This is a genomic window from Cobetia sp., assembly GCF_983723665.1.
Window position 1 is genome coordinate 25286 of sequence record NZ_CFDJES010000028.1, and the last position, 1994, is coordinate 27279.

Here is a 1994-nt window from a genome sequence, read left to right on the forward strand (position 1 = left end):
ACGCTGGCATGTCATCGACAAGATGAGGCCGCTACACTGGGAGCCTGCTGTCACATCGGCGTGATCAAGGCGGGCAGGGCTGTCTGCCGGCTCCTGGCGTCACGTCATGTGCGAGAACCTGTCTTCGTCTGAGGAAGATCCATGCTGAGTGCGCTGGAATGGGAAGCCCTGAGCCTGAGCCTCAAGGTAGCTTGCGTCGCGGTCGGCCTGAGCCTGATTCCCGGTTTTGCGGCGGCCTGGTGGCTGGCGCGACGTGAGTTTCGTGGCAAGGCGCTGGTCGATGGTCTGCTGCATCTGCCGCTGGTGTTGCCGCCCGTGGTGGTCGGTTACCTGTTGCTGGTCACCTTCGGGCGCAATGGCGCCATCGGCCAGTGGCTGGCCAGGATCGATATCGTGCTGCCCTTCACCTGGCAGGGCGCGGCGCTGGCGGCGGCGGTGATGGCCTTTCCGCTGATGGTGCGCGCGATGCGCCTGTCACTGGAGGCCATCGACCCGGGCCTGGAGGCCGCAGCTCGCACCCTCGGGGCCAACCCGCTGCGCGTGCTGTTCACGGTGACCATGCCGCTGGCGCTGCCGGGCATTCTCACCGGTGGCATGCTGGCCTTCGCGCGTGCGCTGTCGGAGTTCGGTGCCACCATCACCTTCGCCGCCAATATCCCCGGCGAGACCCGCACGCTGCCGTTGGCGCTCTATACCCTGATCCAGACCCCGGGCCAGGAAGGCGCCGCGGCCAGGCTGTGCGCCATCGCCGTCGTCATCGCGATGCTGTCGCTGCTGGCCTCCGAATGGCTGGCACGTCGCGCGCGACTGCGCATGGAGGGGCGTGATGCTTGATTTCCATCTCCATCGTCAGCAGGGCGCCTTCACGCTGGATGCCACGCTCAAGGTGCCGGCGCGCGGCGTCACGGCGCTCTTCGGGCGCTCCGGCAGCGGCAAGACCACCATCCTGCGCCTGATCGCAGGCCTCGAGCGTCCCGACCATGGCCATCTGCGCCTGGATGGCGAGTGCCTGACGGGCGGCGAGAACGATATCTTCGTGCCGGCGCATCGTCGCAGGCTCGGGGTCGTCTTCCAGGAGCCGCGCCTGTTTCCGCACTACAGCGTGCGCGGCAATCTCCGCTACGGCATGCCGCGCGCCCTGACACCCGCCCAGCGCCAACAGAACCAGTCACGTCTGCATGAGATGGTGACGCTGCTGGGCATCGAGGACCTGCTGTCGCGCATGCCCGGCCAGCTGTCCGGTGGCGAGGCGCGGCGTGTCGCGATCGGCCGCGCCCTGCTGTCACGCCCGCGCATGCTGTTGCTGGATGAGCCGCTGACCGGCCTCGACGGCGCTCGCAAGCAGGAGCTGCTGCACTACATTGCGCGGCTGGCGCGCGAGATCGAGATCCCGATCCTGTTCGTCAGTCATGATACCCGCGAGCTGTTCGCGGTCGCCGACCGCCTGGCGCTGGTGGACAACGGCCGCATCACCGCCAGCGGCGAGATCGGTGACATGCTGTCACGGCTGGACCTGGCACCGCAGACCGGCCGCTTCGAAGCGGGCTCGCTGCTGACCGCCGAGGTGCTGTCGCACGATGATGACTGGCAGCTGACGCGTCTGGGGCTGGGCGCCGGGCTGAGCCTCAAGCTGGCGCGGCTGGCGATGCCGGTGGGGCGTCGTGTGCGACTGCGGCTGCGGGCGCGTGACATCAGCATCGCGCTGGAGACGCCGACCCACACCAGCCTGCGCAATGCCTTGCCGGCCGTGATCCACGAGATCGAGAGCGAGCGCGGCCATGCCAGCGCCGAGCTGGTGCTGGGCATCGCCGGCCAGCGGGTGAGGGCGCGAGTCGATCGTCTGGTGTGTCAGGAGCTGGGCCTCAAGGTCGGGCTGGGCGTCAAGGCGCTGATTTCCAGCGTGGCGCTCTCGGGCCCCGACGTGATCAGCCTGGACGCCATGGATGACGACATCCCTGTGGTGAATGCGGCCCAGCCGAGTGCGGCCCAGCCGA

2 protein-coding genes are annotated in these 1994 nt (G+C 68.5%); both read left to right on the top strand.

Annotation, left to right across the window (positions count from 1 at the left end):
- The first annotated feature begins 141 nt into the window (after positions 1-141).
- Complete coding sequence (gene modB, locus AC4FAH_RS04820) at positions 142-834, top strand: molybdate ABC transporter permease subunit (RefSeq protein ID WP_054555674.1); 693 nt, start codon at positions 142-144, stop codon at positions 832-834.
- Positions 827-1994 (top strand): molybdenum ABC transporter ATP-binding protein (gene modC, locus AC4FAH_RS04825; RefSeq protein ID WP_490245725.1); only part of this gene is annotated, 1168 nt, incomplete at its 3' end. The genes modB and modC, both read left to right, overlap by 8 nt.